Annotated in this window: 17 protein-coding genes; 9 read left to right on the top strand and 8 right to left on the bottom strand. The window is 74.8% G+C overall.

Annotated elements, in window-relative coordinates; all coding sequences use genetic code 11:
* Positions 1-103: 103 nt before the first annotated feature.
* Positions 104-886: a dimethylsulfonioproprionate lyase family protein gene (locus P2H44_RS23805; protein ID WP_275767740.1), complete on the bottom strand. Its 783-nt coding sequence runs from the start codon at positions 884-886 to the stop codon at positions 104-106.
* A 355-nt stretch (positions 887-1,241) separates the two neighbouring features.
* Here P2H44_RS23805 and P2H44_RS23800 point away from each other — a divergent pair, with 355 nt between their 5' ends.
* Positions 1,242-1,643 (top strand): GFA family protein, encoded by a 402-nt coding sequence (locus tag P2H44_RS23800; protein ID WP_275767738.1) that lies wholly within the window; start codon positions 1,242-1,244, stop codon positions 1,641-1,643.
* A gap of 353 nt (positions 1,644-1,996) precedes the next feature.
* Here P2H44_RS23800 and P2H44_RS23795 read toward each other — a convergent pair whose 3' ends face one another.
* The 6 genes from P2H44_RS23795 to speB all read right to left on the bottom strand — a co-directional run bounded on the left by P2H44_RS23795 (position 1,997) and on the right by speB (position 8,117).
* Positions 1,997-2,794, bottom strand: a complete 798-nt coding sequence (locus P2H44_RS23795; RefSeq protein ID WP_275767736.1) for an inositol monophosphatase family protein — start codon at positions 2,792-2,794, stop codon at positions 1,997-1,999.
* Positions 2,795-2,963: 169 nt separating this feature from the next.
* Positions 2,964-3,284 (bottom strand): cupin domain-containing protein, encoded by a 321-nt coding sequence (locus P2H44_RS23790; protein WP_275767733.1) that lies wholly within the window; start codon positions 3,282-3,284, stop codon positions 2,964-2,966.
* A gap of 2 nt (positions 3,285-3,286) precedes the next feature.
* Complete coding sequence (efp, locus tag P2H44_RS23785) at positions 3,287-3,847, bottom strand: elongation factor P (RefSeq protein ID WP_275767731.1); 561 nt, start codon at positions 3,845-3,847, stop codon at positions 3,287-3,289.
* Positions 3,848-4,132: 285 nt separating this feature from the next.
* Complete coding sequence (locus P2H44_RS23780; protein ID WP_275767729.1) at positions 4,133-5,857, bottom strand: tyrosine-protein kinase domain-containing protein; 1,725 nt, start codon at positions 5,855-5,857, stop codon at positions 4,133-4,135.
* A gap of 569 nt (positions 5,858-6,426) precedes the next feature.
* Positions 6,427-6,972: a gamma carbonic anhydrase family protein gene (locus P2H44_RS23775; protein WP_275767727.1), complete on the bottom strand. Its 546-nt coding sequence runs from the start codon at positions 6,970-6,972 to the stop codon at positions 6,427-6,429.
* A 182-nt stretch (positions 6,973-7,154) separates the two neighbouring features.
* A complete protein-coding gene (gene speB, locus P2H44_RS23770) occupies positions 7,155-8,117 on the bottom strand; it encodes an agmatinase (protein WP_275767725.1) in 963 nt (320 codons plus the stop codon).
* 175 nt (positions 8,118-8,292) lie between these two features.
* Here speB and P2H44_RS23765 point away from each other — a divergent pair, with 175 nt between their 5' ends.
* The 4 genes from P2H44_RS23765 to P2H44_RS23750 all read left to right on the top strand — a co-directional run bounded on the left by P2H44_RS23765 (position 8,293) and on the right by P2H44_RS23750 (position 16,522).
* Complete coding sequence (locus tag P2H44_RS23765) at positions 8,293-8,493, top strand: CsbD family protein (RefSeq protein ID WP_275767723.1); 201 nt, start codon at positions 8,293-8,295, stop codon at positions 8,491-8,493.
* A 394-nt stretch (positions 8,494-8,887) separates the two neighbouring features.
* Complete coding sequence (locus P2H44_RS23760; RefSeq protein ID WP_275767721.1) at positions 8,888-12,292, top strand: transglutaminase family protein; 3,405 nt, start codon at positions 8,888-8,890, stop codon at positions 12,290-12,292.
* A gap of 643 nt (positions 12,293-12,935) precedes the next feature.
* The gene (locus tag P2H44_RS23755; protein WP_275767719.1) at positions 12,936-15,560 is read left to right on the top strand and encodes a circularly permuted type 2 ATP-grasp protein; all 2,625 of its coding nucleotides are present in this window, start codon (positions 12,936-12,938) and stop codon (positions 15,558-15,560) included.
* Positions 15,557-16,522, top strand: a complete 966-nt coding sequence (locus P2H44_RS23750; RefSeq protein ID WP_275767717.1) for a transglutaminase family protein — start codon at positions 15,557-15,559, stop codon at positions 16,520-16,522. The genes P2H44_RS23755 and P2H44_RS23750 overlap by 4 nt, the downstream gene beginning before the upstream one ends.
* 242 nt (positions 16,523-16,764) lie before the next feature.
* Here P2H44_RS23750 and P2H44_RS23745 read toward each other — a convergent pair whose 3' ends face one another.
* A complete protein-coding gene (locus tag P2H44_RS23745) occupies positions 16,765-17,865 on the bottom strand; it encodes an isopenicillin N synthase family dioxygenase (RefSeq protein WP_275767715.1) in 1,101 nt (366 codons plus the stop codon).
* 486 nt (positions 17,866-18,351) lie between these two features.
* On the opposite strand from P2H44_RS23745, the gene P2H44_RS23740 reads away from it, so the two are divergent.
* From P2H44_RS23740 to P2H44_RS23725, 4 genes are all read left to right on the top strand, one after another.
* Positions 18,352-19,473, top strand: a complete 1,122-nt coding sequence (locus tag P2H44_RS23740) for an ABC transporter substrate-binding protein (protein ID WP_275767714.1) — start codon at positions 18,352-18,354, stop codon at positions 19,471-19,473.
* A 10-nt stretch (positions 19,474-19,483) separates the two neighbouring features.
* Complete coding sequence (locus tag P2H44_RS23735) at positions 19,484-20,596, top strand: ABC transporter ATP-binding protein (RefSeq protein WP_275767713.1); 1,113 nt, start codon at positions 19,484-19,486, stop codon at positions 20,594-20,596.
* 856 nt (positions 20,597-21,452) lie between these two features.
* Positions 21,453-22,400: an ABC transporter permease gene (locus tag P2H44_RS23730; protein WP_275767711.1), complete on the top strand. Its 948-nt coding sequence runs from the start codon at positions 21,453-21,455 to the stop codon at positions 22,398-22,400.
* Positions 22,397-23,197: an ABC transporter permease gene (locus P2H44_RS23725; protein ID WP_275767709.1), complete on the top strand. Its 801-nt coding sequence runs from the start codon at positions 22,397-22,399 to the stop codon at positions 23,195-23,197. Before P2H44_RS23730 ends, P2H44_RS23725 begins: the two co-directional genes overlap by 4 nt.
* The last annotated feature ends 3 nt before the right edge of the window (positions 23,198-23,200 follow it).

Here is a 23,200-nt window from a genome sequence, read left to right as displayed (position 1 = left end):
CGCCCTGCCTTCCCCTGGTCCGCGCGAAGCCGCAGGCCGCGAGAGGCCCCGGGTCAGGCCCGGGGTGCCGCGCCGGGCTCTCCGGGCGATCTCTGCAGGCCCCTCAGATCCCGTGCGCCACCCGCGCCTTGCGCGAGGCCGACAGCTTCATCCCCGGCGCCGCCAGCCGCCCCGCCGGCCCCGTCCAGGCGTAGGCCAGCAGGCAGGGCTCGAGGTCGCCGGTGGTGATCCGGTGCTCGTGCTCGGGCCGGTTGAGGATCAGCGAGCCGGGCGCATAGACCGCGGTGTCGTTCTCCGACCAGGCGCCGGCGACCGAGAGATAGCTCTCCTCGATCTCCTTGTGGCTGTGCTGAGGATAGGTGGTCGAGGGCGCGAGCAGCACGAACCCCAGGATCAGCCGCTCCGAGGGCACCGGTCCCTGCGGCCCCATCACCTCGCAATAGGCGTAGCGCCGCGTCAGGTGGCGCGGCGGCCGGGCGTAGCCGTATTCCCAGGTCAGCCGCCCCGCGACCCGGCCCAGCGCGCGCGCAAGCGCCGACATCGCCCCCCGCTCGCCCACGTCCAGCGCGCGCGGCAGGTAGGCGGTCACCGGCTTCTCCTGCGGCGCGCGCGCGATCAGGCGCGGATCGGCGTCGAGCACCGCCGACAGCGTTTCGCGCACCCGCTTGCGATGGCCGCGGATCGCCTTGCTCCCCCCCGCCGAGCCGCCGGCGCGGTACATCGTCTCGAACTCCAGCAGCAGGTAGCTCCAGTCCGGCGCCTCCGACAGGCGCGGACCGGGCTCGGCCGCGGCGGCCGGGGAGGGCTCGGGCTCGGCGGCGGCGACGTCCGAGGCCGCCGCCTCGACGGGCGCGTCGACGGGCGCAGGCGTCTGGGTCGGGGACATCGGGCTCTCGCCCTGGGACGGCTGCATCGGCGTAGCTCCCTGAGGGCCCCGGCGCCGCCGAAGGCGGGTCCGGCGCGGAACGAAAGGCGGGGCGAGGGCGGGCGGGCGCCGGATCGGACCGGCGGCGCGGGGCGGCGGAGGGCGGCGGCGGAGGGCGGCGGCGCCTGCGGGCGGGCGCCGGGCGCGAGATCGCCGACGCAGCGTCACCCATCGCGCCGCGCGCCCGCCGCGTCGGCGCCGAAAGCGACGCCTTGCGCATGGCCTCCGACATCGCCCCCGCTTCCGCTTGCTCCCGCGCCGCCCGGGATCCAGACTGCCCCCGCCCGCGCAGACGGGCGCTGAACGGGAGGATGCGATGAAGCTGTCAGGCCGATGCTATTGCGGCGAACTGCGCTACGAGGTCGAGGGCGAGCCGGTCATGCAGGCCCAGTGCCACTGCCGCGAGTGCCAGTACATCACCGGCGGCGCGCCGAACCTGTTCATGATGTTCCCGCGCGAGGGCTTCCGTATCGTCCAGGGCGCGGCGAAGGACTTCGCGCGCAAGGACCTCGAGAAGCCGGTCACCCGCCAGTTCTGCCCCGAGTGCGGCACCCACGTCGCCACCCAGATCTCCCGCGCGCCGATGACCGTGGTCAAGGTCGGCACGCTCGACGACCCCTCGGTGTTCTCCCCGGCCATGGCGATCTTCGCCTGCGACCGGCAGCCCTATCACCTGGTGGCCGAGGGCCTGCCCGTCTTCGACAAGCGCCCCGGCTGAACCCCGGCCCAAGCCCCGAGGCGCGACGCGGCCCGCCGGCGACGGCCGGCGGCCGCGGCGCGGGGCGACGTCCCGCCCAGGCGATCGACGCGCGGCGTCATGCGCCCCATGCCCACGGCAGGGGCGAGGCGCCCTCGCCGTCCCGCGCCCCGCCCCCCGGCGCGCCGGGGTGGGCGGGCGGGAGGCGGGCCGGGGGGCGGCGGCAGGCACGGCCGCGCCTGCGCCGCATACGACGGCGGGCGAGCGGCCGAGGTCCGACGCCGGACCGGCCCACGCCGCGCGCGACCGGACCTGCGTCCGGACGGGCCCGGCCCGGTCGCGACCGGGCCTCGCGGCGGCGTCGGCCGCGGCGGTCAGCCCCGCAGCAGGCCCGCGAACTTCTCGAAGATCTCGGCGTTGGCGGCGACCACGTCGGCGGTGTCGAACGGGTTGCGCTCGGGGTCGGAGAGCGACTCGGCGAAGCCGCCCGCCTCGCGCACCATCAGCAGGCCCGCGGCCATGTCCCAGGGCTTCAGCCCCCGCTCCCAGAACCCGTCGTAGCGGCCCGCCGCCACCCAGGCGAGGTCCAGCGCCGCCGCGCCGAAGCGGCGCACGCCCGCGCAGCGCGGCATCAGGCGCGACAGGTCCTTCATCGTCTCGGGCAGGCCCGAGGTGCCGGCGAAGGGAATGCCGGTGGCGAACAGCATCTCGGTCATGTCGCGGCGCGAGCTCACCCGCAGGCGACGGTCGTTCAGCCAGGCGCCGGCGCCCTTCTCGGCCGCGAAGATCTCGTCCTTGGCCGGGTCCAGGATCACGCCGGCGACGATCTCGCCCTTGTGCTCCAGCGCGATCGAGATCGCCCAGTGCGGCAGGCCGTGCAGGAAGTTGGTGGTGCCGTCCAGCGGGTCGACGATCCAGCGCCGGGTCTGGTCGGCGCCCTTGATCTCCTTGGCCGACTCCTCGCCCAGCCAGCCGTAGGCGGGGCGCGCCTCCAGCAGCTCGTGCTTGATCGTCTCCTCGGCCTTGAGGTCGGCGCGCGAGACGAAGTCCGCCGCGCCCTTGCGGCTGACCTGCAGGTTCTCGACCTCGCCGAAGTCGCGCAGCAGCCCGCGGGCGGCCTTGCGCGCGGCCTTGATCATCACGTTGAGATTGGCGGAACCGCTTGCGGACATGTCTTCGATTCTCCTCGAGGCGCCCCGCCGCCCCGGGCGGGAGGCGATCGGCGCCGCGGTCAGCTCAGGCCGCCGCGGATCGGGGGCCTGCGGAATGCATGAGCCGCGCCGGAGGCCGGCGCGGCGTCTTTCAGGGTCGGATCCCGCGGGCGCGACCGCCCGGCCGGGGTCACTTCAGCTCGGTCTCGACGAAGCGCAGCTCGCCGTCGCCGGCGTTGATCACGTCGTGCGCCACGCCCTTCTGGCGGAAGTAGGTCACGCCCGCGGTCATCTGGGTGCGGGTCACCGCGCCGTCGGGGCCGACGATGTCGACGGGCTGCGAGGTGACCGGGGTCACCACGTAGTCCATCTGGTGCGTGTGCCAGCCGGTGGCCTGGCCGGGGGCGAAGACCCACTCGGTCACCCGCACGCGGTCGTTGTCGACCATCTGGGTGTGCGAGGCGGCGGGCTTGGCCACGTAGCCGTCCGGCGCGGGGGTCGAGAGGCACATGGTCAGGCGCGCTCGACGTATTCGAAGGTCTCGGTGTTCACCACCACCTGCTCGCCCTGGCCCACGAACGGGGGCACCGTGATGCGCACGCCGTTGTCGAGCGTCGCGGGCTTGTAGGAGTTGGCGGCCGTCTGGCCCTTCACCACCGGCTCGGTCTCCTCGATGGTGCAGATCACCTTCTCGGGCAGCTGCACCGAGAGGGCCTCCTCCTCGTAGTACTCGATGACCGCGGTCATGCCGTCCTGCAGGAAGGGGCGGCGGTCGCCCAGCAGGTCGGCGGGCAGCGCGATCTGCTCGAAGGTCTCGCTGTCCATGAAGGTCAGCATGCCGTCGGTCTCGAACAGGAACTGCTGGTCCTTCTGCTCGAGGCGCACGCGCTCGACCTTGTCGGCGGAGCGGAAGCGCTCGTTGAGCTTGGTGCCGTTGCGCAGGTTCTTCAGCTCGACCTGAGCGAAGGCGCCGCCCTTGCCGGGCTTCACGTGGGCGGTCTTCACCGCCACCCACAGGCCGCCGTCATGCTCGATGATGTTGCCGGGGCGGATTTCGTTGCCGTTGATCTTCATCGAAGCGCCTATGTTCGGTTCCGTCGGCCGCCTCCGCTGCGGGGGGCCGCGCACGCCATGCGCGCCGGGCGCGGACCGCCGAGGCGCGGTCCGCGCCCGGGCGCGATCCGCGCGGGGTATAGCCGCGCCCCGCCGCCGGGGCAAGCCGCAGCGGGCCCGGGGCCGCCGCGTCTCTCGCCGTTCGGTTGCGCAGGCAGGGCGGGGCGGAGAGCCGGGCCCATAGGCGCCCTGCGGGCGGGCTTGGGCGGGAGGGCGGACGGGCGCGCCCGGCGGGCGCAGCCGCGCTCAGACGTCGAATCCCTCCAGGAAGCCCCCGTAGCGCGGCCGGCGCGCCGCGGGATCCGGGCCGCCGCGGCGCGGCGCGGCGCAGAGCGCGAGGCCCGTGGCCGGCGCCCCCGCCTCGCGCAGCGCGTCGGCGGCCGCGCGCAGGTCGCCGCGCCGCGTCTCGCCCCAGCGAAGCGCCAGCACCCGGCGGTCGGCGAGGGTCGCCAGCGTCCGCGCCTCGGCCGCGCACAGCAGGGGCGGCGTGTCGAGGATCACCACGTCGAAGCGCCGGCGCAGCTCCGCCACCAGCCGCGCCATGGCGGGGCCGGCCAGAAGCTCGGCCCGGCGGGCGCCGGCGGGATCGGCGGGCAGCAGCCAGGGCCCGCGCTCCACCGGGCGGGAGAGGGCCTGCTCCACCGTCGCCTCCCCGCCCAGCGCCGAGAGCAGGTCGGCCGCGCCCGCGACCCCGTAGCGCCGCGCCTGCGAGGGCGCGCGCAGGTCCGCGTCGACCAGCGCCGTGCGCAGGCCGGCCAGCGCGCAGCTTTCGGCGAGCAGGGCGGCGACGGTGGACTTGCCCTCCCCCGGGCCGGGCGAGAGCACCGCGACCACCGTGCCCGGCGTGCGGGCGTCGGCCGTGGTCGCCAGCGCCTGGCGCAGCCGCCGCGCGCCCTCGGCGAGCGGCGAGCCGGGGCGACGCCGGGCCTGCACGACGGGATCGAGGCGCCCGCGGACCCGCGGCAGCGCGGCGAGCGTCGGCGCGCCCGCGTCGGCCGCGGCCATCGCGGCCGAGAGCGGCGCGCCGTCCTGCGTCTCGCGCAGCCAGGCGAGGGCGCCGCCCAGCGCCAGCCCCCCGCCCAGACCCAGCGCCAGCGTCAGCCCCGCCGGGAGCAGATCCGGGGGAACCGGCGCCGCGGCCGAGACCACCCGCGCGTCCGGCGCCGCGGTCGCCGCCGCCAGCCGCGCCGCGGCGAGGCGGGCCGCCAGCGTGCGCCGCTCCTCGTCCCGCGAGGGGGCGAGGCGGGCGTCGTCGGACGGAGGCGCAGCCTGCCCGGCCGCGTCGGGAGAGGATCGGGCGGACGCCCACAGCGTCGTCCTCGCGGCGCCGTCGCCGCGGTTCGCGAGGCGCGGTCGCGCCCCGGCGTCGGGCTCGGTCCCGGCCGCGACGGCGCCGGCCTGCTCGAGCGTCGCCAGCCGCCGCGCCAGCCGCTCCGCCGCCGCGGCGGCGCGCTCGCCGCGGGCGGCCGACTGCGCCGCCAGCCGGTCCGCGACCAGCGCCTCGACGATGCGCCGGGCGAGCGTCGGCTCCGCGGCGACCGCGCGCAGGGCGATCAGGCGACTGTCGCCCAGGCGTTCGGCCGTGACCCGGGCCGCGAGGCGGCGGGCGGCCGCGATCGTGTCCGTCGCGCCCGCCTCCGCCGGGCCCGCCCACAGCGCGGCGAGGCCGCGGGCGCCGCCGGGGCCGGAGAACCCTGGCGTCGCGGCCAGGTCCAGCCGCGCGGCCACCCGCTCCATCGCCTCGCGCGAAAGGAGCAGACGGCGCTCGGTCTCCATCGCCGCGGCGTCGGGCGGAGCGGGGGCGGAAGGGGCCTCGGACCAGCCGTCGGGGGCGGGGGCGGCGATCTCGATCACCGCCTCGGCCGCGTGGCGGTCCGGCGCCGCGGCGAGGAGAGCCAGCGCCGCAATCGCCCCCGCGGCCACGCACGCCGCGACCAGGCGCCGGCGACGCCGCAGCGCCCAGGCCAGCATGTCGAGCCCCGAGACGACGACGGCCGGCGCGGAGCTGCGCAGGGTCGGCTCAGGCGCAGGAGAGGCCGGCGCCCGTCCCGTCGCCGTCCGCGCGGCGCCCGCCGGGCCCCGGTCGGAGGCGGAACCGTCCCGATCCGGTTCCAGGCCGTCGGGCCGAGCCGGAGGCGCGCCGGGGTGTGCGAGGCCCCGCCTCGCGACGGGCTCGGCCGTCTCCAGCCGGGCGCGGAACAGCGATCCGGCGCCGGCGTCGGCGAACCCCTCGGGCGCTTTCCCGCCCGCCTCCCCGTCGCGGGACCGGGGCTGCGCGAAGCGTCGTCCGGGCGGCGGTGGGGTCACTTCAGCTCTCCCTGACGCGGCGCATTCGACGCCTGCGGACGCCGGGCGCACAGGGCGGACCGGCTCGGGAGGACGCTAGGATTTCACCCATTAAGATCCGGTAACCATCTCGCCGGAGGCGCGTCGGTCAGCCTGCGCCAGGGCGAGCCGTCGGTCCACGCCCGGCGCGGGCCGGCCGTTCCCGCAGGAGGCGCGCCCGTCCGCCAACGGCGACGGCGCGCCTCCGGGCCGGGTCACCAGTCCTCTTCGCGATGCACCCCGTGGGCGTAGGCCTGGGCGTTGCGCCAGTACCAGTCGGCGTTGCCGCGGTTGGGCGCGGTGCAGTCGCGCTCGGCCACCCGCTTCGCCGGCACGCCGGCGATGATCGAGTTGGGCGGGAACTCCGCGTTCTCGGTCACGATGGCGTGGCCCGCCACGATCGAGCCCGCGCCGATCTTCGCCCCGTCCATGATCGTGGCGTTGATCCCGATCAGGCAGTCGTCGCCGATCTCGCAGCCATGGATGGTGACGTGGTGGGTGATCGAGCAGTTGCGCCCCACCTTCGTCCCCGAGTTCGTCCCCACGTGGACCATCACGAAGTCCTGCAGGTTGGTCCCCTCTCCGATCTCGACCGCGTCGCGCTCGGCCCGGATCACCACGTTGGGCCAGACCGAGACCCGCGGGCCCAGGCTGACCTTGCCGTGGATCAGCGCGGTGTCGTGGATCAGCGCGTCCTCGGCGACCTCGACCAGGGGGCCGAAGGCGCGGCCCGCGCGCATCTGGGGCATCTTTCCGATCATCCGTTTCCTCCGCCGCCGGGCGCCGGCGCGCGAGGGTCGCGGGCGCGGCGGCCGGCCATGTCCGGCGCCCCGACCGCGGCCGGGACGCGCCTTGCGGCGCGAGCCTACCCCCTCGGGACGCGGAACCCCATCCCCCGGCGACGTCGCCCGCCGGCCGCGCCTCCCCCCCTCGCTTGAATGATTCAGCCGCGCGCGTGCAGGATCCGGCCGATGAAGTTCAGCAGCAGCTGCGCCGCCAGGATCGAGGTCGAGCCGGTGGGGTCGTAGTCCGGCGCCACCTCCACCAGGTCCACCCCCGCCACCTCGTGGCGCGCGGCGATCCCGGCCAGCAGCTCCAGCCCCTCGTAATACAGGAACCCCCCGTGGGAGGGCGTGCCCGTCCCCGGCGCGATCGAGGGGTCGAACCCGTCGATGTCGATGGTCACGTAGACCCGCGCCCCCGCCGGGATCCGCGCCAGCACCGCCTCGATCCCCAGCGCGCGCACCTGCCTCACGCTCAGGATGTCCGAGCCGCGGGCGCGCGCGTCCTCGTAGCCCTCCCGCGCGGTCGAGCTCACGTTGCGGATGCCCAGCTGCGTCAGGCCGCGGACCCAGGGCTTCTCGGCCGCGCGGCGCATCGGGTTGCCGTGGCCCCGCGTCACCCCGTGGCGCACGTCCACGAAGTCGAGATGCGCGTCCAGCTGCACCACGTGGATCGGGCCGTTGCGCGCGCAGTCCTCCTCGAAGGCCTCGATGCAGGGGATGTTGACCGAGTGGTCGCCCCCGATCACCACCGGCAGCGCCCCGGCCGCGAGGATCCGGCGCACCCCCGCCTCGATGTTGGCGTGGGAGCGGACGGTGTCGGTGTGGACGATGTCCGCGTCGCCCAGGTCCACGATCCGCGCGCCGTCGAGATAGACCGCGTCGTCCTCGTGGTCGTAGGCGCCCGCGTGGCCGAAGCTGAACAGGGTCGAGGCCTCGCGCACGCCGCGCGGGCCGAAGCGGGCGCCCGCGCGCCACTGGGTGCCCGCGTCGAAGGGCGCGCCCAGGATGCACACGTCGGCGTCGATCGGCGCGCCCTGCGGCGCGATCGGATACTTGCCGAAGCTGCAGATGCCGGTGAAGGGCAGGTTCAACCCGCCCGCGTCATAGGCGTTGCCGCTCATCTCCGTCGCCCTCCAATCGCCACGCGAAACCCGCGCCCTCGCCGCATGCCCGCCGCCCTTCCGGCACGGTCGCTCTCCATCTTCCCTGCATAGCCGGTCGCGACGCGTTCGTCCGCCATCCCCCCAACGCGGCGCACGCGGAGCGGCCAACATCGGTTGAAGGAAGGAGACCGCCATGAACTGGGACCAGATCGAAGGCAAGTGGAAGCAATTCACCGGCAAGGCCCAGGCCGAGTGGGGCAAGCTGACGGACGACGAGGTCGACGAGGTCGCCGGCAACCGCGAGCGCCTCGAGGGCAAGATCCAGGAGCGCTACGGCGTGGCCAAGGAAGACGCCCAGAAGCAGGTCGACGAGTGGCTCGCCAAGCAGAAGTGAGCCCTCCGCTCCGCGGGGAGGCCCTCCCCGCCTGACCGAGCCGCCGCGCCGTCCCCTTCGGCGCGGCGGTCGCTTGTCCGACGCCCCTCCGGCCCTCCCGCCGGCGCCGCGGCGTCCCGGCGAGATCCCGGCCGAGGCCCCGGCGCCGCGCCGGTCCGCTCCTGCCGGGTCCGACCCTGCCAGGCCCGACCCTCCCAGCACCGACCCTGCCCGGACCTCTCCTGCCCTGACCGCCGCCCCGCCTCCGCCTGCGGCGCCTGCGATTTCATCATCCGCCCCCTCCCCGCCGGCGCATCCCGCCTGCCGGGCCAGCCTCCCCTAGGAATCGTCTCCGGAATATGCTGCGCTGCGTCTGCGCCGCCCACTGGGCGCAGCCGGACGAGGGACGCACCGAATGAGCATCAACGCGGCGATCACCCATCGCACCACCTACCGCTACGACAAGCCCATCACCATGGGCCCGCAGGTGGTCCGACTTCGCCCGGCGCCTCACTCCCGCACCAAGATCCTCAGCTACTCCCAGAAGATCTCGCCCGAGCCGCACTTCATCAACTGGCAGCAGGACCCGTTCGGCAACTGGCTGGCGCGGCTGGTGTTCCCCGAGAAGGTCGACCACTTCGAGGTGAAGGTGGACCTCGTGGCCGACATGGCCGCGGTGAACCCGTTCGACTTCTTCATGGAGGACTACGCCCAGTCCTTCCCCTTCGACTACACGCCCGAGGACCGCAAGGACCTCGCCCCCTATCTCGAGACCGGCCCCCAGGGCGACCTGTTCGAGACCGTGCTCGCCTCCCTCCCCGAGGCGGAGGAGCACACCGTCGACTGGCTGGTGAAGGTCAACCAGGTCGTCCAGAACGCGGTCGCCTACCTCGTGCGCATGGAGCCCGGCGTGCAGACGCCGGAGGAGACGCTCGAGATCGGGTCGGGCTCCTGCCGCGACAGCGCCTGGCTGCTGGTGCACCTGATGCGCCGCCGCGGCCTCGCGGCGCGGTTCGTCTCGGGCTACCTGATCCAGCTCACGCCCGACGTGAAGTCCGTCGACGGCCCCTCGGGCCCCGACGCCGACTTCACCGACCTGCACGCCTGGTGCGAGGTCTACGTGCCCGGCGCCGGCTGGATCGGCCTCGACCCGACCTCCGGCCTCTTCGCCTCCGAGGGGCACATCCCGCTCGCTGCGACCCCCTCGCCCCGCTCCGCCGCCCCGATCTCGGGCGGGCACGAGAAGACCGACAAGGTCGACTTCGACTTCCACATGGAGATCGCGCGCGTCCGCGAGGAACCCCGCGTCACCTACCCGTTCACCGACGAGGCCTGGGCCGCGATCAACGCCGCCGGCCAGGAGGTGGACCGCCGCCTCGCCGCCGACGGGGTCGCCCTGACCATGGGCGGCGAGCCCACCTTCGTCGCCGAGTACGACCGCGACGCGCCCGAGTGGAACGAGGCCGCCGTCGGCCCCACCAAGCGCATCTACGCCGACAAGCTGATCCGCCGCCTCCGCGCCCGCTTCGCCCCCCAGGGCCTGCTGCACCACGGCCAGGGCAAGTGGTATCCGGGCGAGCAGCTGCCCCGCTGGGCCTTCGGCCTCTACTGGCGCAAGGACGGCGAACCCCTGTGGGAGAAGCCCGAGCTGATCGCGCCCGAGACCGCCTCGGGCGCCGGCTTCCCCGAGGCCAAGAAGTTCACCGAGGCGCTGTGCGAAGCCCTCGACATCGACCCCATCGCCGCCGAGGCCGCCTACGAGGACCCCGCCCCCTTCCTGCTGCGCGAGCAGGAGCTGCCGATCAACCTCGATCCCGTCGACAACAAGCTCGACGACCCGATGGAGCGGCAGCGGCTCGCCCGCGTCTTCGACCGCGGCCTCGGCAAGCCGGTCTGCATGGTCCTGCCGGTGCAGGCCCAGCAGGCGCGCGACCGCTCCCGCCGCCGCTTCTTCTGGGCGACCGAGCGCTGGCGCACCCGCCGCGGCAAGCTGTTCCTCGCCCCCGGCGACAGCGCCGCGGGCTACCGCCTGCCGCTGTCGTCGCTGGCCTGGATCACCGAGATCGACCGGCCCTGGATGAACCCGCTCGACCCGTTCGCGCCCCGCGCCCCGCTGGCGCGGCGCACCGCCATGCAGGGCCGGGCCGCGACCGCCGAGAACCCGCAGTCGGGCGTCTGGGGCTACGGCCCCGGGATGGGCGAGGCCGCCCCCGGCCACACCCCCATGCCCATCGCCGGCGAGCTGCACCCCGAGGCCGCGATGAACGCCGCCTCGATGCCCGACCCCGGCATCGCCATCTACACCAACCTGGTGCGCACCGCAGTGACGGTGGAGCCGCGCGAGGGCCGGCTGCACATCTTCATGCCGCCGCTCCCCTCCGCCGACAGCTTCGTCGACCTGATCGCGGCCATCGAGGAGGCGGCCGAGGTGACCGGCCTGCCCGTGCAGCTCGAAGGCTACTCGCCCCCCTCCGACCCGCGCCTCCAGAAGATCATGGTCACCCCCGACCCCGGCGTGGTCGAGGTCAACATCCAGCCCGCCGAGACCTGGGAGGAGCTGGTCGAGATCGCCGAGGGCCTCTACGACGACGCCCGCCACTGCTCGCTGGCCACCACCAAGTTCCTCTACGACGGCCGCCAGACCGGCTCCGGCGGCGGCAACCACATCGTCGTGGGCGGCGCCACGCCCGAACAGTCGCCCTTCCTGCGCCGGCCCGACATGCTGGCCTCGATCGTGCGCTACTGGCAGCTGCACCCGTCGCTGTCGTTCCTGTTCTCGGGCCAGTTCGTCGGCCCGACCTCGCAGGCGCCGCGCATGGACGAGGCGCGCGACGACATCCTCTACGAGATGGAGATCGCGCTCGAGCAGGCGCCCAAGCCCGGCTGGTCCACGCCGCTGTGGCTGGTCGACCGCATCTTCCGCAACCTGTTGACGGACGTCTCGGGCAACACCCACCGCGCCGAGATCTGCATCGACAAGATGTACTCCCCCGACGGCCCCACCGGCCGCCTCGGCCTGGTGGAGTTCCGCGCCTTCGAGATGCCGCCCCACCCGCGCATGTCGCTGGCCCAGTCCCTGATCCTGCGCGCCCTGATCGCCAAGTTCTGGAAGGAGCCGTTCGAGCGGCCGCTCCGCCGTTGGGGCGCCGCCCTGCACGACCGCTTCATGCTCCCCCATTTCGTGTGGGAGGATTTCCTCGAGGTCCTGTCGGACATCGAGGACTTCCTGGGCATGACCATCGATCCCGAGTGGTTCCGCGCCCAGTTCGAGTTCCGCTTCCCGCTGGCCGGCGACGTCCGCCACAAGGGCGTGCTGCTGGAACTGCGCTCGGCCATCGAGCCCTGGCACGTGCTGGGCGAGACCGGCGCCATCGGCGGCACCGTGCGCTACGTCGACAGCTCCCTCGAACGCCTGCAGCTGCGCGTCGTCGGCGACCTCGAGGGCCGCTACAAGGTCGCCTGCAACGGCTACGAGGTGCCCCTGACCGAGACCGGCCGCAAGGACGAGCGGGTCGCCGGCGTGCGCTACCGCGCCTGGCAGCCGCCCGAGTGCCTCCACCCCACCATCGGCGTCCACACGCCCATGGTCTTCGACCTGTGGGATTCCTTCTCCGACCGCTCCGTCGGCGGCTGCGTCCTGCGCTCGGCCCACCCGGGCGGGCGCGCCTTCGACACCCAGCCGATCAACGACCTGGAGGCGGAAGGGCGCCGCCTGGCCCGCTTCGAGACCATCGGCCATACGCCCGGCCGCATGAAGCCCGCGCCCGCGCGCATCAGCCCGGACCAGCCGCTGACCCTGGACCTGCGCCGCCAGCGCTGAGCCCCTCTGCCTCCCTCCCGAAGGGGGGCGGACTACAGGCGCCCTGCGGGCGGGCTTGGGCCTTTGGGCTCGGGCGCGCCCGGAGGGGCTTGCGGAGGGAGCCTCCGGCGGGCTCCTGACTCACCCAAGAACAAAGCGCCCGCGCCTGTTCTCCGGAGCCGTCTCTCGCGGATGGATGCCTGAGCGAGTCGCCGGACGGGGTCAAGGACAAGCCCCGCGCAAACGCGGGGTCGCTTCGCGATCCCTGACCCCGTCCGGCGACTCGCTCTTTACGGCATCCGCGAGAGACGGCTCCGGAGAACAGGCGCTCCCGGGGGCGCGTGGGGCCAGGGGCGCCCGGGGCGGGCGGGGGAGCCGGACGCGGAGCCAGGCGCGCGTGCGGAGCCGGGCAGGCGAGAACCGGTGCGGTCATGGGCGCGCGGGACCGCGCGTCTCGCGGGGATCGGAGGCGGAGAGTCCGGCGGGCGCGCGCCGGGGGCCGCGTCGCCGCAGCACCGATCCCCAGCTTGGCGCCCCCGGCGGGGCTGTGCATACTCCGCCCCTTGCGCCCGGTCGGCGCCCGCCCCGGGCCCCGCGCCGGTCGCGAACGGCCGCCCGGGCGACGCCGGCGCCCGCGCCCCATCGAGGCCTCGCAAGGAGTTTCATGACCGTCGCCGACCGCCTCGAAGAGGACCTCCGGGCCCTCTTCGCGCACTACCCCGCCGACCGGACCGCGTCCGGCCGGACCGCCGGGCGTGCGCCGGAAGCGGGCGGCGAGGTCGCGACGGTCCCCGCGGAGCCGCCCGCCGCCCTCGCGCCCGCCGGCGCCCCCGCCCGGGTCTTCGACGAGGCCATCGACGCCGAAGGGCGCCTGCGCTCCCACTGGCGCGGGGTCATCGACTGGGCCCGCCGCGCCGGCCCCGAGGGCTACGAGGCGGTGCTGACCGAGAACCGCCGCCTGCGCCTCGAATCCGGCGTCGCCTTCGATCCCGCCGGCGCCGCCGACGCCATGGCCGCCGCCGCCGACGCCTTCCCCGTGGTGATCGCGCCGGAGGAATGGGAGACCATCTCGCTGGGCGTCGCCCAGCGCGCCCGCCTGATCGAGGCGGCGCTGCGCGACCTCTACGGCCCCCAGAAGGCCCTGCACGAAGGCTGGCTGCCCCCCGGCCTCGCCTACGGCAACCCCGACTTCGCGCTGTGGCGGCGCGACTGGCCCCGCCAGGACGCGCCCTGGATGACCCTCTACGAGGTCGACCTCGCCCGCGGCGCCGACGGGCGCTGGATGGTGCTCGCCGACCGGGTCGACAGCCCGCTGGGCGACGGCTGGCTGATCGCCAACCGCGTCGCCGCCTCCCAGTCCTTCGCCGAGCCCTTCCTGGGCGCCCGGGTGCGCCGGCTGGCCGGCCACTACCTCGCCCTCCAGCGCACGCTCGAGGACGCGATGGGCCCCGACGGCCGCGTCGCCCTGATGTCCGGCGGCGCCCGCGACGCGCGCTATTTCTCCCACGCCTACTTCGCCCGCTACCTGGGCGCGGCGCTGATCGAGCCCGGCGACGTCACCGTGCGCCACGGCGCCGCCTACGTGAAGACGGTCGAGGGGCTCAAGCCCCTCTCGGTCCTGCTGCGCGGCGTCCACTCGCGCCACCTCGACGCGCTGTTCCAGCCCGACGAGGCCGCCCCCGGCGCCCCCGCCCTGTCGCTCGCCGCCCGCTCGGGCCGCCTGCGGCTCGCCAACGGCCTGGGCTCGGGCGCCTTCGCCTACCGCGCCATGGCCCCCTTCGCCCACATCCTGTGCGAGAACCTGCTGGAGGAGCCGCTGATCCTCCACGACGCGCCCTGCCTGTGGATGGGCGACCCCAAGGCGCGCGAACAGGCGATGGACGAACCCGAGCTCTGGCGGCTCGAACGCATCACCCGCGGCCCGCTGACCGAGCGCGGCGCCCCCACGCTGACCATGCGCGACCGCGACGCCCTGTTCCGCTTCCTGCAGCGCTCCGGCGACCGGCTGGCGGCGGTGGCGACGCCGCCGCTCTCGACCACCCCGGCGTGGGAGGAGGGCGGCCTCGCCCCCCGCCAGTGGATGATGCGCGTCTTCGCGGGCCTGACGCCCAAGGGCTGGTCGGTCGCGCCGGGCGGCGTCGCCACCCTGGTCGAGCCCGGCTGCCCGCCGCCGCCGCTCGCCTTCGGCAAGGACGTCTGGATCCCCGCGCGCACCGAGGACGAGGCCCGCACCGCCCCCTCGATCGAGCGTCGCCTGGCCGGCGCCCACCTGCGCCGCACCGGCGGCGACCTGCTCTCCCGCGTCGCCGACGACCTGTTCTGGCTCGGCCGCACCACCGAGCGCGCCGACGGCACCCTGCGCGCCCTGCGGGTGGCCATCGACCGCATGCTCTCGGGCCAGGAGGAGGACGAGAGCCCCGAGGTCCTCTCCGCCATCCTCGAGATCCAGGCCGGCGCGGACGAGCGGCGCACCGGCATGGTCCGCGTGCGCGACGCCATCGCCCGCCTCACCGCCGACCCGCACGAGCCGATGGGCATCGCGGCCCTGCTGTCGGCCCTGCGCCGCACCGGCCAGCGGGTGCGCCCCTACCTGTCGGAGGAGAGCTGGCGCTCGATCGACCGGCTCTGCTCGGACGGGGGCTGGCGCTCTCCGCCGCCGCCGCAGAACGCCTCGGCCCTCCTGCGCCTGATCGACGACAGCCTGCTGGCGCTCGCCGCCTTCGCCGGCGCCACGCACGAGAACCAGACCCGCAACCACGTCTGGCGGTTCCTCGAGCTCGGCCGCGGGGTGGAGCGGGGCCTCACCTTCGCCCGCGCCGCCGACGCGCTCGCCGGCCGGCGCCGCGACCCGGACGAGACCTGGCTGCGCGCCTGGCTGACCCTGCTCGACAGCCGCTCGGCCTACCGCACGCGCTACATGACCACGCCCGCACCCGCGCCCGCCATCGACCTGCTGATCCTCGACGAGCGCAACCCCCGCTCCCTCGTCTTCCAGCTGATGCGCCTCGAGGAGGCGCTGGAGCGCCTGCCCTCCCCCGGCCCCCGCCGCTCGCGCGAGCTGCGCATGGCGATGCGGGTGCTGATGGAGGTGCGCCTCGCCGACCCCGAGACCCTGGCCGAGGAGGACGAGGACGGCGCGCGCCCGCTGCTGCGCGCCCTGATCCAGGACGTGCGCCAGGCGCTGGCGGAACTGTCGGACGAGCTGGCGCGGTCGTTCTTCGCCCATACCCAGACCCACGCCCAGGTGCAGGCCGCCCAGCGCATGCGCCCGGCGGAGGGCGGCGCATGAGCCGCCTGCGCGTCCGCCACGAAACGCGCTACGTCTACGGCGCTCCGGCGGCCTTCTCCCAGCACCTGCTGCGGCTGACGCCGGTGGAGCGGCCGGACCAGAAGGTGCTCTCCCACAGCCTGACCGTGACGCCCGAGCCCCAGGACCTCGACCGCTTCGACGACGGCTTCGGCAACCACCTCGCCACCGCCACCGTCTCCGAGCCCCACGACACGCTCGAGATCGTGGCCGAGACGGTGGTCGAGCGTCTGCCCGCGCCCGAGATCATGCCCGGCGCCTCGACCCCGTGGGAGGCCGCGGCCGCCGCCGCCGCCGCGCCCGCGGGGCTGGCCGCCGCGCTCTTCGCCTTCCCCACCCGCTACACCGAGGCCGACGACGCCATCGAGGCCTACGCCCGGCGCATCTTCACCCCCGGCCGCCCGGTGCTGGAGGCGGCGCGCGAACTCTGCGCCGCGGTCCACGCCGATTTCGCCTACGTGCCCGGCGCGACGGGGGCCGACACCATCGCCGCCCACAGCTTCGCCGCGCGCGAGGGCGTGTGCCAGGACTTCGCCCACGTGATGCTGGCGGCGATGCGCGCGCTGCGGGTGCCCTGCGCCTACGTCTCGGGCTACCTGCGCACTCTCCCGCCGCCGGGGCAGGAGCGGCTGATCGGCGCCGACGCCACCCACGCCTGGGTCTCGGTCTGGGATCCGGGCCACGGCTGGGTGCAGTTCGACCCCACCAACGACGTCGAGCCGGGCGAGGACCACGTCCTCGCCGCCACGGGCCGCGACTACGCCGACTGCGCCCCGGTGACGGGGCTGGTGGTCGGCTCCGGCGGGCAGATGCTGTCGGTCTCGGTCGACGTCGCCGACCCCGACGAGATCGCGCCCCGCCCGCGGCCCGCCGCCCCGGCGCCTGGCCCGGGGCCCGACCCCGCCCCCGTCGCCGACCCGGCGCCGGAGCCCCCCGAAGCCTGACCCCGCGGCCTCGCCCGCCCGGATCCGCCCGCCGCGCGCAGGCGCCGCGTCAGGCGGGCGCCGCCTGCCCCGCGCGCGCCCGCGGCGCAGGGCGGGCGGCGCGCCGCTCGCGGCCGTCTCCCTTTGCGCGCGGCCGGCCCCGCCGCCGCGGGCGCGCGGGCCGCGACCGGCGCGGGCGCGGCGCGGCGGCCTCCTCTCCGGCGAGGGGCGCCGCGGTGGCGGGCGGCGCCCCCGCGCCCGCCTCAGCCGGCGTCCTGGCCCTCGATCGGCTTCGCCTCGCGCGCGAACGGGTTCCTGTCCGGCACCTCGAAATCGGGCACCAGCTCGCCCTTCTCGCGCGCGTCGGCCATGTAGCGGAAGCCCCCGATGGTCATCCGCATCAGGTGGTCCCCCGCCTTGAACGGCGGGTACTTGGCCAGCGTCTCGGGCGTCCGGAACTTTTCCAGCGGCTGCACGATCGCGTGGTAGTTCAGCCCGAAGAACAGCGGGCAGGAGAAGCGCTCCGTCCCCTGGTTCAGCACCCGGTGCTGGGTGGACTTGTAGGCGCCCCCGGACCAGGCCTCGAAGATGTCGCCGATGTTGACCACGAAGGCGCCGGGGATCGGCGGCGCCTCGACCCACTGGTCCTCGGCGTTCATCACCTGCAGCCCCGGCCCGCCGGTGTGCAGGATGGTGAAGCACTCGAAGTCCGAATGGCTGTCGATGCCCACGTAGTCCGCCGACTTCGGCATGTCGTTGGGCACGTAGCGCAGCAGCCGCAGCTGCGAGGTCGGGCAGTCGCACTGCGCGCGCAGCTCGGCCGGGTCCACCCCCAGCTCGAAGGCCAGGCAGTCGAGCATCCGCAGCCCCAGCGCGAAGACCGCCTCGTAGTAGGCCGAGACGGTCTCCTTCCAGCCGGGGATCTCCGGCCAGACGTTCGGCCCGGTCATCCGCCAGCCGGCGAGGTGGTCGGGATGGTCCGCCGGCGCCTCGAAGCCCATGTCCCAGGCCTCGTTGAAGTTGATCCGCCTGGGAAACTTCGATCCGTTCTCCTCGTAGGGCACGTAGCCCCGATGGTGGGTCGAGAACCCGCACCAGCTGCGCATCTTGAAGCGGCGCGTGCGCCCGTGGAAGTCCTTCGAGGCCGCCATGACCCCGTCGACCAGCGCCTGCGGCACGCCGTGGTTTACGATGTAGAAGAAGCCCGAGGTCCGCGCCGCCCGTCCCAGGCTTTCGGCGACGCGCGCGATCCCCTCGGGCGAGCCGTCGTCCAGCGGCCCCAGGTCCACCACCGGCAGCTGCGCATCCTCGAGCGTCAGCGCGCGATGTTCCACGGGCAGGGCGTCGGCGGGACCGTCATGCATGGCCGGCTCCATCAGAGAGAGAACGAGTCCCCTGCACTCTGCCACCCTGCAATTCATTTGACCACGCAAACGCAACCGCCTACCAAATGACCACCAAAAGCCTCCCGCCTGCGCCGAACGCAGGCAAACCCCACCCACCGCTCGCGCCAGGCGCGCCCTGCGCAACGCCCGCAGGCCCGCGCGAAGCGCCTGTTCTTTGGTGAGCTCCCGAAGCGACCTTCCGGGCGCGCAACGCGCGCCCCCGCGCAGCGGCCCGCCGACGAGCCCCACCTCGGAGGCCCCCCCCTGCCGCCGCTCCCTTTCCCTCGCCCATCCCGGCACGCCCACCGGCCGGAGGCCCAAGCCCGCCCGCAGGGCGCCTCCGTCACCGGTCGCCTCGCGCCCCTCTGGCACGCCCCCTGCATGGCTCCTCCGCGCAACCCGGCGCCAGTCCGGGGCATCGGATCCAACAGGGCCTCCGCGCCCTCGCCCGACAGGAGAGCGTTCATGACCTCGCGCCCCGCCTCGCCGCTCCTCGCCCGCACCGGCGCCGTCCGGGTCTCCCGCCGCACGATCCTCAAGGGGGCCGCCGGCATGGCCGGCCTCGCCGCCGCCTCCGGCCTCGGCGCCCCGGCGCTGGCCCAGGCGCGCAGCCTCAAGATCGGCTCCTACGGCGGCTATTTCGAGAACTCGTTCAAGGAGCACGTGTACCCCAAGTTCACCGAGGCGACCGGCATCGCGGTCGAATCCGTCACCCAGCCCAACTCCTCCGACTGGCTGGTGACGATGCAGAACGCCGCCCGCTCCGGCTCGGTCCCCGCGGACCTCTCGCTCTACGCGCGCGACACGATGATCCGCGCCTCGCGCATCGGCGGCCTGCTGGCCCCGCTCGACCCCGCCGCCATGCCCCGGGCCGAGGGGCTGGACGCCAAGTTCCTCTACACCGCCGACGCGGGCCTGGTCGGCGTGGGCGCGATGTCCTGGTTCACCTCGATGGTGGTGAACCCCGACGTCGTCGCGCCCCCCGCCTCCTGGACCGAGTTCTGGGATCCCGCGACCTACGAGGCCAGCTTGGGCATCTCCAAGCTCCACAACTCCCACTTCCTCGACATCACCGCCGCCACCTTCTTCGAGGGCGAGGCCACGATGATGTCGAAGGACGGCATCGTCGCGGTGGTCGAGAAGGTGGCCGAGCTGAAGCCCAACGTCGCGCTGTGGTGGTCGGCCGAGAGCCAGATGGAGCAGGGCATGAAGAACGAGGACGTGATCGGCGGCATCTACTACCACGACGTCGCCGGCATCATGGCCGCCGAGGGCTTCCCCATCGCCTCGATCTTCCCGAAGGAAGGCAACCCCCAGGACTACGGCTCCTGGTGCCTGGCCGAGGGCTCGGAGAAGGCCGAGGAGGCCGCGGCCTTCATCGACTTCTCCTCCGACCCCGCCACCCAGGCCCTGATGAGCCGCATGATCGGCACCGCGCCGCTCCTCCCCCAGGCCTCGACCGACCTGACCGACGAGGAGTTCGCCGCCGTCTCCGGCGCCCCCGCCATCACGCCCGCCTACGAGGCCTATCTCGACATGGGCGAGTTCATCAAGGAGACGTGGGAGAAGATGCTGGCGGCCGCCTGAGGCCGCCGCGATGACCTCCGGAGAGCCCGGACGAGGCGTCCCCGCAGGGGACGCGGCGGACCTGCGCCTGTGGGATGTGCGCAAGACGTTCCCCGGCGGGACGGCGGCGGTCGAGAACGTCGATCTCCGCTTCCCCGCCGGGGAGCTGACCGCCCTGCTGGGCCCCTCGGGCTGCGGAAAGACCACGCTCCTGCGCATGATCGCGGGGCTCGAGAGCCCCTCCTTCGGGCGCATCCACCTGGGCGAGACGGACATCACCGACGTCCCCGCCCACAAGCGCCGCTTCGGCATGGTGTTCCAGAACTTCGCGCTCTTCCCCCACCTGACGGTGGCTGAGAACGTCGCCTATTCGCTGGCGATCGAGGGCGTGGCGAAGCCGAAGCGCCGCGCGCGGGCCGAGGCGCTGCTGGATCTCGTCCAGCTCCCCGGCTACGGCGACCGCCGGATCGGGGAGCTCTCGGGCGGCCAGCGCCAGCGCGTCGCCATCGCCCGGGCGCTCGCGCAGGAGCCTCAGGTGTTCCTCCTCGACGAGCCGATGTCGGCGCTGGACGCCAAGCTGCGCGAGGAGATGCAGGTCGAGCTTCGCCTCCTCCAGCAGCGCCTGGGGATCACCACCATCGTGGTCACCCACGACCAGCGCGAGGCGATGACCATGGCCGACCGCATCGTGGTGATGTCGCGCGGAAGGGCCGAGCAGGTCGGCCCCCCGCAGGAGGTCTACCAGCGCCCGGCCAACCGGTTCGTGGCGGGCTTCATCGGCAAGGCCAACTTCCTGACCGGCACGGCCGAGGGCGGCGCGGTGGCCCTGCCGTCCGGCCCGCGCCTGACGGTGGCGCCGGCGGCGAACTTCCGCGACGGGGCGCCGGTGCAGGCGGCCTGCCGTCCGGAGTGGACCCACCTCGTCCCCGAGGCCGGGGCGAACACCCTGACCGGCCGCGTCGCCTTCGTGCGCGACATCGGCCAGGTGCGCGAGATCCACGTCGAGACGCCCCACGGCGCGCAGGTCTGCGAGCTGCCCTTCTCGAACCCCGCCCGTCCCGCGCTGGGCGACGAGGTCCACCTGTTCCTGCCGCCCGAGCTGATCCGCGTCTTCCCCGCCCAGGACCGGGCGGACGCCGCATGACCCCCGCCGTCCCGCCGCCCCTGCGCGAGACCCTCGCCGTGCGCCGCCCGGCGCCGACCCGCCCCACCCCGGCGCAGACGTTCTCTCCCCCACCGCGCGCAGCGCCCGCCATCTACGGGATCCGCGCCGCCCGCTCCCAAGCCCCGGCCGTCGCCGCCCCCGAGGCCCCCGCCGTCAACGCAGTCGCCGCCTGCGCGACGCCGCCCAGGCCCATGCCCTCGCCCTCGCGCCTCGTCGGCGTCCTGTCGCAGCGTTCGCCCCGCTCGCCCCGCTCGCCGACGGCGCGCCCCTCCCCCTTCGCCCCCTCTCTCCTCCGCCGGCTCCGGGCGCCCCGGCGCGGCGCCCGCCCCGGGGCGCCGAGCGCCTGTTCCGCGGAGCCGTCCTTCGCGGATGCCGCCCGGAGCCGCGCGGCCCGTCCGGTCCAGGATCGCGAAGCGACCGCGCTTGCGCGGCTTGTCCTTGACCGGACGGGCCGCGGGGCTCAGGCATCCGACGCGAAGGACGGCTCCGCGGAGCAGGCGCGGCCCCTGTTCCGGGGAAAGCTCCCGAAGCTCTCCCCGCGCGCAGCGCGCCCGCCGAGCGAGCCCCGCCTCGCGAGGCCCGTCCCGCGCGCCATGCCCGCCTCGCGCCGCGCACGCCCCGACTCCCACGGGCGCGACCGCCGATGCGGCGCCTGCGCGACCGACGCGCCTGCGCTCCTCTTTCCGCGCCCTCGCCCCCTCGCCGCGGCGATCCTCCCGCCCCGCGGTCCGCAGGCGCCCCGCCTCGCGAGGCCCGCCCCCGGCGCCACGCCCGCCGCGCGCCGCGCGCGCCACGCCCCCCAAGAGCGCGACCGCCGACGCGGCGCCTGGGCGCCGTGAGCCGCGCGGCCCGCCTCCCGCGCCCCGGCTTCGGGGCCCTCCAGGCGCTGCTGGGCCTCGCGCTCCTGGTCCTGTGCGTCGCGCCCTTCGCCATCGTGCTCGCGGTCTCCTTCGGCCAGGTGGTCGAGGGCGCGGCCTGGCGCTGGGCGCTGACGCCCGAGAACTACGTCCGCTTCTTCGCCGGGCTCGACTGGCCCGCCTCCACCTCCTTCCTCTACCTCCAGAAGCTGTGGTGGACGCTCGCCTACGCCGCCGCGGGCGCCCTGCTCGCCGTCGGCTTCGCCTTCCCCTTCGCCTGGCTGATGACCCGCCGCTCCCGCCGCGCGCAGACGCTGTGGCTGGTGTTCCTGCTGTCGTCGCTCTCGCTCTCAGAGGTCTTCGTGGTGATGGGCTGGGACGTGCTGCTCTCCAACCGCTCGGGCCTGCCGATGGTGCTGCGCGAGACGGGCGTCACCGACTGGCTCAAGGCCACGGGCTGGTTCGACGCGCTGCGCGAGATCGGCATGGCCACGCCGCGCGACGTGCGCTTCAAAACCTCGGTCTTCGCGACCGTGCTGACGATGAGCTACCTGGTCTTCCCCTACGCGGTGATCCTGCTCTACCCCGCGCTCTCGCGCCTCGATCCCGCGATGCTCGAGGCCGCGCGCACCCTGGGCGCGCGCCCCGCCACGGTGATCCGCACGGTGGTGCTGCCCGCCGCGCGCCTGCCGCTGATGGGGGCGGCGCTGCTGCTCTTCGTCTACCTGCTGGGGGCCTACGTGGCGGTGACGGTCTTCGCCGATCCCGCCCGCCAGACCCTGACCATCACGATCTACGAATCCGTGCGCGGCGCCACGCTCAACGCCCCCTTCGGCGCCGCCCAGGCGGTGGTGCTGCTGGTGACCGCGGGGGCCTTCCTGCTCGCCTCCCTGCGCCTCGCGCGCCTGTCGGAGGCCGGACGATGAGCCGCCTGCTCGGCCGCCTCTACCTCGCCTGGTGCGCGCTCTTCGTGCTCGCCCCCATCGCGGTGGTCTGCGCGGCGGCGCTCAACGGCGGGCGCACCATGCTGTTCCCGCCCGAGGATCCCACCCTCGACCGCTTCGTCGAGTTCTTCGTCTCCGACCCGGTCTGGACCCGCGCGCTCGAGCGCTCGGTCCTGATCGCGGTCGCCTCGGCGGCGCTCGCCACCCTGCTGGCCTGGCCCGCGGCCTACGGCCTGTGGCGGCGCGGCTCGCGCCTCTCGCGCCTGCTGGCGGGCTCGCTCGCCATGCCCTTCGCCCTGCCCCCCATCGTCTTCGGCGTGGGCCTGGGGTTCCTGTGGTCCTTCACCGGGCTGATCGGCACGCTCGGCGCGGGAGTCCTCTCCCACGCCGCGCTGCACGCGGCCCTGCCGCTCGCCACCGTCTCCATCGGCCTCCAGTCGATCGAGCGCGCCCATCTCGACGCCGCCGCCACACTCGGCGCGACCGAGCGCACGATCTTCCGCACCGTCGTCCTGCCCCAGACCCTGCCCTACACGGTCTCCGGCTTCTTCTTCGCGCTGGTGCTCAGCTTCAACGAGTTCATCGTGATGTTCTTCGTCTCCGCCTCGGCCTACGCGACGGTGACGCTGCAGATCTTCAACTCCCTGCGCAACGGCTTCACCCCCACCATGGCCGTCGGCGCCATCGCCTTCATCCTGACCTCCGTCGCCGTCTTCGGCCTGGTCGCCCGCTTCGGCGACCTGCCCCGGCTGATGGGGGCCGACCCTACCCGCCGCTAGAGG

Origin of the sequence: Albimonas marina (assembly GCF_029223255.1) — a bacterium.
Taxonomy (GTDB): Bacteria; Pseudomonadota; Alphaproteobacteria; order Rhodobacterales; family Rhodobacteraceae; genus Albimonas.
Note: the sequence above shows the minus strand (reverse complement) of the source record. Positions and strands in the feature narration are given on the sequence as shown.

What these genes read in the sequence shown, in the direction of transcription:
- P2H44_RS23790 (WP_275767733.1), bottom strand. Translation starts at nt 3,284, where the DNA reads ATGTGCCTCTCGACCCCCGCGCCGGACGGCTACGTGGCCAAGCCCGCC.
- P2H44_RS23740 (WP_275767714.1), top strand. Translation starts at nt 18,352, where the DNA reads ATGACCTCGCGCCCCGCCTCGCCGCTCCTCGCCCGCACCGGCGCCGTC.
- speB (WP_275767725.1), bottom strand. Translation starts at nt 8,117, where the DNA reads ATGAGCGGCAACGCCTATGACGCGGGCGGGTTGAACCTGCCCTTCACC.
- P2H44_RS23775 (WP_275767727.1), bottom strand. Translation starts at nt 6,972, where the DNA reads ATGATCGGAAAGATGCCCCAGATGCGCGCGGGCCGCGCCTTCGGCCCC.
- P2H44_RS23755 (WP_275767719.1), top strand. Translation starts at nt 12,936, where the DNA reads ATGACCGTCGCCGACCGCCTCGAAGAGGACCTCCGGGCCCTCTTCGCG.
- P2H44_RS23795 (WP_275767736.1), bottom strand. Translation starts at nt 2,794, where the DNA reads ATGTCCGCAAGCGGTTCCGCCAATCTCAACGTGATGATCAAGGCCGCG.
- P2H44_RS23765 (WP_275767723.1), top strand. Translation starts at nt 8,293, where the DNA reads ATGAACTGGGACCAGATCGAAGGCAAGTGGAAGCAATTCACCGGCAAG.
- P2H44_RS23745 (WP_275767715.1), bottom strand. Translation starts at nt 17,865, where the DNA reads ATGCATGACGGTCCCGCCGACGCCCTGCCCGTGGAACATCGCGCGCTG.
- P2H44_RS23750 (WP_275767717.1), top strand. Translation starts at nt 15,557, where the DNA reads ATGAGCCGCCTGCGCGTCCGCCACGAAACGCGCTACGTCTACGGCGCT.
- P2H44_RS23725 (WP_275767709.1), top strand. Translation starts at nt 22,397, where the DNA reads ATGAGCCGCCTGCTCGGCCGCCTCTACCTCGCCTGGTGCGCGCTCTTC.
- P2H44_RS23735 (WP_275767713.1), top strand. Translation starts at nt 19,484, where the DNA reads ATGACCTCCGGAGAGCCCGGACGAGGCGTCCCCGCAGGGGACGCGGCG.
- P2H44_RS23805 (WP_275767740.1), bottom strand. Translation starts at nt 886, where the DNA reads ATGTCCCCGACCCAGACGCCTGCGCCCGTCGACGCGCCCGTCGAGGCG.
- P2H44_RS23800 (WP_275767738.1), top strand. Translation starts at nt 1,242, where the DNA reads ATGAAGCTGTCAGGCCGATGCTATTGCGGCGAACTGCGCTACGAGGTC.
- P2H44_RS23760 (WP_275767721.1), top strand. Translation starts at nt 8,888, where the DNA reads ATGAGCATCAACGCGGCGATCACCCATCGCACCACCTACCGCTACGAC.
- P2H44_RS23780 (WP_275767729.1), bottom strand. Translation starts at nt 5,857, where the DNA reads ATGCTGGCCTGGGCGCTGCGGCGTCGCCGGCGCCTGGTCGCGGCGTGC.
- efp (WP_275767731.1), bottom strand. Translation starts at nt 3,847, where the DNA reads ATGAAGATCAACGGCAACGAAATCCGCCCCGGCAACATCATCGAGCAT.